Raw genomic sequence first — 6,486 nt, forward strand, 5'->3', positions numbered from 1 at the left:
ACCATTTGGGGGTAACCTCAGTAGGTGTTTCTGCAGTTGCTTGCTCTGCTTCTTTTGTTGTTTTAGCTTCTTCAGTTTCTTTAACTTCTTCAGCTTGAGATTCTGCAGTAGATTCTTGCTGATTGCTTTCTGAAGCAGAAGCGTCTACTTGTTTGGAGTCTTCCTCAACTGCTGGAGTAGAAGGCGTTGAAGGAGTTGAAGTTGTATTTTGTTCTTCTTTCTGTTCTTTAGAAGAGTTAGCTTGCTCTGATGAAGAAGTTTCTTTTGTATTCTCTTCAGCTGAAATATTTTTGTCTACTTGTGACTGAGATTCTTCTGAAGTTTGAGATACTGTTTGAGTATCAGTTTGAGTTTCTGAAGATGTATCTTCTGATCTAGTGCTTGCCTTTGCACTTTCCTCTGTTTTGTCAGATGAAGAAGTACCAAGATTAACTGCAGGATCTGGAAGAGTTAAATCTGTGCTACTTGTTTCTTCAGTTTGTTTTGATGTGCTTGAGTTACTACCAGAACTTATTGGTGTTGAAACTGCTGGAGTTGTTGAAGCGGCATAACTATTGCTAATTCCACCGCCACCACCTCCACATGCTGCTAATGCCATAGACAGCATAGGAACTGTAAAGATGGCAACTGCCAGCTTAGTCTTCTTTAAATTACTATTCTTATTCATGTCCTTAAATCTGTATTAAAGTCTCATCTCTAGGGGGTAACTATCTCTTTAACTTACTGCCCTAAGTTAAAGAGATAGTTAAAATTACCCTAATACATTTCAATCCTTAATTATAGCAAAAATCTGCATTATAAAGTTGGGAAGTTTCGGGAAAATCGTAAAATAAAATCACTTTATCCATGCGTAGCCAGTCGTCTCAATGCCAGTTTCCCACTAGGTTATTGTTTACGTCCAAATTAAAACTTTTTTACTCTAATTTTCAACCACTTGAAAATAAAACCGTTTATTTACTTTAATTTTTATTTAAAAATACGTCTATTTAATATAAAATAAAAATATAGACGTTAATAAAATTAAAAAATTAACATCATTCGCTATCAACTTACCCTCCAATTAGAGGGGTTAAATACAACTCAAGCTGTCATCAAAAGCTAGAAGTAGTAGCTTAAAGTAATAGCTTAACTCAAATAAAGCTACCAAGATTAAGATTAGAATTAAGATTCAAATTAGAATTCAAATGAGAATTCAAATTAAGTTAGTTAGCTAGCCAACTAGTTCAGAGTAAGCTAGTAAGCTAGTAAGCTAGTAAACTAGCTAATCAACCAACTAACTTAAGAAGAACAAAACAGATTTCCAAAACAAGAGAAGAGGTTAGAAATATGTGCCAATTACATGCTCCATTCCGTGCTGATCACGTAGGTTCTTTTTTACGTCCACAAGCATTAGTAGAAGCCCGTGAAGCTTTTGCTCAAGGTAAGTTAAGCAAAGCTGAACTTACTGCCGTTGAAGACCAAGCAATTCGTGAACTTGTTGCCAAACAAAAAGAAGTTGGCTTAAAAAATCTTACAGACGGAGAATTTCGTCGTGCATATTGGCACCTAGACTTTTTCTGGGGACTAAATGGCGTTGAGCACAGTCAAGCACAAACTGGATATGTTTTTAATGCAACGGTAACAAAAGCAGACTCTGCTTTATTAAGTGGTAAAGTTTCTGGAGAAAACCATCCTTTTGTTGAGCACTACAAATTCCTATACCAGTTAGCTGGAGAAGGATATGTTGCTCGTCAAACCATTCCAGCACCAGCACAGCTTTACTTTGAGCTTGTACGTGACGCTGAACATATTGCTAACCTTGCAACTTTCTATCCAAACAAAGAAGAGCTTTTTGCTGATCTAGCAAAAGCTTATCGTCAAGTAATTGACGATCTCTACCAAGCTGGTTGTCGTAACTTACAGCTAGATGATTGTACTTGGGGAGCTTTAGTTGACGATGAGCTTTTAGCTCGCATTGCTCCAGAGGGGTTAACTGCACATGAATTTCGTGAAGGTCTAAAAGAAGAATTTCTTACAGTGAACAACCTCCTCTTACAACAAGAGTTTCCTGCAGATCTAATAATTAACACTCATATCTGTCGTGGTAACTTCCGTTCTGACTGGGCTGCTAAAGGAGGCTACAACTCGGTTGCTGATACTCTTTTTGCTCGTGAAGCTGTAGACGGTTACTACCTTGAGTTTGATAGTGAAAGAGCTGGAGACTTTGCACCATTAGCACAAGTTCCAGCTGGTAAAAAAGTAGTTCTTGGTTTACTTACTTCTAAAGACGGTAAACTTGAAGATGCCACTAAGATCAAAGAAAGAATCTATCAAGCTTCTCAGTATGTACCACTAGAAAATCTTTACTTAAGTTGCCAATGTGGTTTCGCCTCAACTGAAGAGGGTAATGTTCTCACTGAAGAACAACAATGGGATAAAATCCGTTTAATCCAACAAATTGTTGCTGAAGTTTGGCAAGACGCTTAAGCCTAAGCAACAGCTAAACATATCGATAGCTTAACAACTAAACAGATTGATAGCTAAATAACTAAACAGCTAATCTCAAAACAGCACCAACAAAGCAAAACGCAAATCTAACACAAACCAAAAATCTAACACACTAGTTCAAATCAAACATAGGCTTAAATCAAACTAAGTTTAAGCATGTTACTCCAATATAAACAAATAAGACTTTTATGTCATTGTAATTCTATAAATACAGTTGAGGGCTCTCTAACGAGAGCCCTTTTTTACTGACAAAATCGTTAAAACTACTCAAATGATAATTAACGTAGATCTGTAAAGAATGAGTAAAGTGTGAGCAATAAATAATGAGTAAAGCATGGTATAGCGAAAAAATCCCTAAGCCAATTTTTACATTCTTAACTTTACTAATCGTTATATAATGAGGCTGTTATTTATAAAATCAACGTTTTTTTAACTACCTTAAACTAGCTAGTTGGAGCACTTAGAAATATATGACTCTCCCAGATTACACAGGTTTAACCCTCAAAGAAAAAGAAGAACTTAGACAAAGTACAGTTCTAAGACCACCATTAAGATTCCCAGAGTTTGATAAACCTTGGGTTACCGACCGCGTTCAAAATGTCTTTGACAAAATTTCTCGTGGCAAAGAGTTATCTACTAAATTATTAAGATCAACTCCTGATGAAGAATATCAATATCCAGTTTATTCCTCTCAAACTAAGAATTATGGAATATTGGGGTATTACAATCAATACTTATGTGAAGATGTAATCACTTGGACAACTGACGGATATGCTGGGGAAACCAGATTCAGAAAGGGTAAATTTTTTCCTACGGTAAAATCTGGATTGTTATTTTCTAATTCTGGCTTCTGTAACAATTGCATGGCTGAAGCAATTAACAAAGTAACAAAGCTATACGTTAACGCTGGTGTATACCCAAAGTTAATGAACCCTGACATGAAGAAAGTATTGTTTACTTACCCAGAAGAGCTTGAGGAACAACTTAAAATCAGCAAACTTTTTGCAGAGCTAGATAAAGAAATTTACCTTAACGAAGAAGCAACCAAAAAAGCGTACAAACTCCGTAAGACTTTAATTCAACAGATGATTAAAGTAAGAGACGGTCTGCCATTAATGGGATTTCCTGAATTCTATCAAGGCGAAGATAAAGAAGCACAAAAATGGCAAGTGAAAAAAGTTAAAGAGGTTGCTACACTATATAATAAACAGCGTAAACCTATATCAGAGAAAAATCGCATTGCCGGTACTACTCCATATCATGGAGCAATTAGCGTAATTGACTATGTTGAAGGATATACCCACGATGGAGAAAATGTAATAGTTCCTCGTACAGGTGTGCAAGATTTACTTAACTATCCTGTACGTGTAACTAGAGGACAAATCTGGGTTAGTGACCATGCACACGTTTTACGTGGTCATGAGGGTATGATTGATAATATGTTCCTAGCTACAGCTTTAAGATCTGTAAACTATCACCCTATTTGTGTAGGTAGTACAAGGTCTCAGTTAAATATGGCTGATCTAGAAGATATTGCTCTATTCTTCCCTAGTTATGAGGAACAAGTAAAACTTGGTAAACTCTTTGATGACGTGCAAGCTCTTATTGAAGCATACGAAAGAAGAGTAGAGTTGTTAAAATTAAGAAAAAGAACTCTACTACAACAAATGTTTTGCTAATCAAAAGACTTTGATTTGCCATTTCTGATTGTGATTACCAACTGCTAGTTTTATAAATAGCAAAGAGGTCTAATTTGTATAACTACAAATTAGACCTCTTTGTCGTTTATGTAAAATTAAATTTTACAAATAACTGTAACTCAACTTCTTTTCCAGCCTCATGGAAAAGGTAGTTGATACTTATCAGTATGGTGTTACTAAGTTTAGCTAGTTTGTTTTAGTTAAACTAATCTTACTTAGCTTTACTCGGTAACATACGTCTAAGCATATTGTTCTTACGAACATAGTGATTATAAAGTACAAAGCCAGAGTGTACTGCAATTAGCGCCAGCGCTAAATAAGCAGTATTCACGTGAATGCTGTGCCACATTTGTGCACTTGTCATGTCTACTTCGCAACGAGCTTGTAAAACCGTTACATAGAGATCAAGAGTTGCACCTTTTTTACAGCGATATAAGTAACCAGCGAGTGGGATCAGCCAATATACTACCACTAAAAGAATTTTTACCACAACCGCAGTCCAATATTGCCCTCTTGGAATTGGAGGAACTATATCAGGAATATAGCGTTGTAGCATTTTTTGTACCACAAAGCGTACACAGGTAAAAACAAAAACCAATCCACCAAAGAAAAAGTGCATTAACCAGAAAAAGTGTGATAATTCCGGTGACCATGCCAACAGATATTTAGCCGTCCAAACCCAAAGGTAGGTACACATTACTAAACCAAAAACTAACCAATGGAGACGAATTTGTATTCGTGGGTATCTATCTGTCTTTTGCATAAGTCGCTTTCCTTAGAACCTATAAAAAAAGCCGCTTGTCTTGATCAATTGATCATAAGCCGCTTTTAAAAAATCTCATGTGAATAATATATGGCAGGAAATAGCGTATTCATGTTTGATATACGCTTTAACAGTTATAAGCAGCCTAGTTTTTTATTGCTTATAACTCTTAAAGAATATACAACAAAAAAAGCAGTAACCAATTGTATCTTAGATATCAGACCATTGTCTCAAGAGATATTAGACTATTCCTCAGATAACCCGCAAGAGAATTAAGAGCAGATAATTACAATTGGTACTGTAAAAATCATTATAAACTACTGACTTACGAAGCGAGACATACTGGACTATTATCCTCACATCATCCTATATGTCTGGTTACTTGCATAATTACAGATAGCAGATAATGTTACAACTCCATCTCTCAGTGAAAGCATGGAGTTGTAATAAGGAAAAAAACCTAAGTCAATAGAGAAGTAATTAAAGGATTCCCCCCTAAATTTATCAAGTTATTCTCGGCGGAATAACTTGTCCTTTAATCACTTATTTATTAACCGGTTTGTTTATGCTAAATATTATAGCTCATCTTATAGTTATTACCAATAAGATCGACCATTTTTTTACTTTTCTAAATTTTTTAATTTTAAGAAAAATAGGACTTTATAAATTACATAATCCTATCGATATTTATTTGAGTTGAAGCTTCAGAGGTTGTTAACCCGATTCTATCATGGTTATCATCTGCATGACTTTTTTACAGCTCAAAGTCATTTTCTTAAAAAAATGTTAAAACTTTTATTTTTACCTAAGGATAAAAATAACCGAGTAGTTTAGTAAGTTAATAAGTTAATTCAGTTTTTAACCATGTTTTTCTATGTTAAAAATCCTATTTTCTTATTTTTTCTTCACATGAAAAATACCAATGTTCTCATATATAAACCATGTTACTCTTGTGAAAATGCTTCTCTTCTTGCCACATCTTTAACAAAAGTTAACATTTTACAAAGAAAACGATTACTCATTCTTCCTTTTACATAGCTCTTATCTCCGTGATATCTAAGATAGTGGGGATAATAATCTACTGGAGATAAACCACTATAGAATTTGCAGTTTACTGTATTCTGTATTTGTACTTGTATTTGTATTAAGGATGGTGCAACCAACAATAGAATATCAAAATGCCTAAATGCCTAAATGCCTAAATGCCTAAATGCCTAAATGCCTAAATGCCTAATGGTTTCATTCTAATACCTAAGTGGCAAAGTGCTAAAGTACCATAAAATGTAGTTGTCAAACTTAAGCTCTTTGCTATGAGCAACAAACCCTTTTTATAGCTATAGCAGAATGGAGTTAGAAACCTACCTTGATAATTTGCTAAATAGAAATTTGCTAAGTAAACAGCTACAAGTTGCTTGCAAGAATTTAGATTTGTTTCCCTGTTCCCTGTTCCCTGTTCCCTGTTTCCTGTTCCCTGTTCCCTGTTCCCTGTTTCCTGTTTCCTGTTTCCTGTTTCCTGCCTAAATTTTTAGATTTTTG

3 protein-coding genes and 1 pseudogene are annotated in these 6,486 nt (G+C 35.0%); 2 read left to right on the forward strand and 2 right to left on the reverse strand.

Annotated features, from left to right (window positions below):
- A pseudogene (locus CKF54_RS07510) lies at window positions 1–667 on the reverse strand (hypothetical protein); the annotation flags it as partial.
- A gap of 659 nt (window positions 668–1,326) precedes the next feature.
- Between CKF54_RS07510 and CKF54_RS07515 the strand changes: the two are divergent.
- Window positions 1,327–2,466 carry a 5-methyltetrahydropteroyltriglutamate--homocysteine S-methyltransferase gene (locus tag CKF54_RS07515; RefSeq protein WP_119525736.1) on the forward strand — a complete coding sequence of 380 codons (1,140 nt, stop codon included), beginning with the start codon at window positions 1,327–1,329 and terminating at the stop codon, window positions 2,464–2,466.
- 491 nt (window positions 2,467–2,957) lie between these two features.
- A complete protein-coding gene (locus CKF54_RS07520) occupies window positions 2,958–4,166 on the forward strand; it encodes a restriction endonuclease subunit S (RefSeq protein WP_119525737.1) in 1,209 nt (402 codons plus the stop codon).
- Window positions 4,167–4,398: 232 nt separating this feature from the next.
- Here CKF54_RS07520 and CKF54_RS07525 read toward each other — a convergent pair whose 3' ends face one another.
- Entirely contained in the window at window positions 4,399–4,950 is a 552-nt protein-coding gene (locus CKF54_RS07525) for a cytochrome b (RefSeq protein ID WP_119525738.1), read from the reverse strand.
- Between the last annotated feature and the right edge of the window lie 1,536 nt (window positions 4,951–6,486).

The organism is Psittacicella hinzii (genome assembly GCF_003585885.1).
GTDB lineage: Bacteria > Pseudomonadota > Gammaproteobacteria > Enterobacterales > Psittacicellaceae > Psittacicella.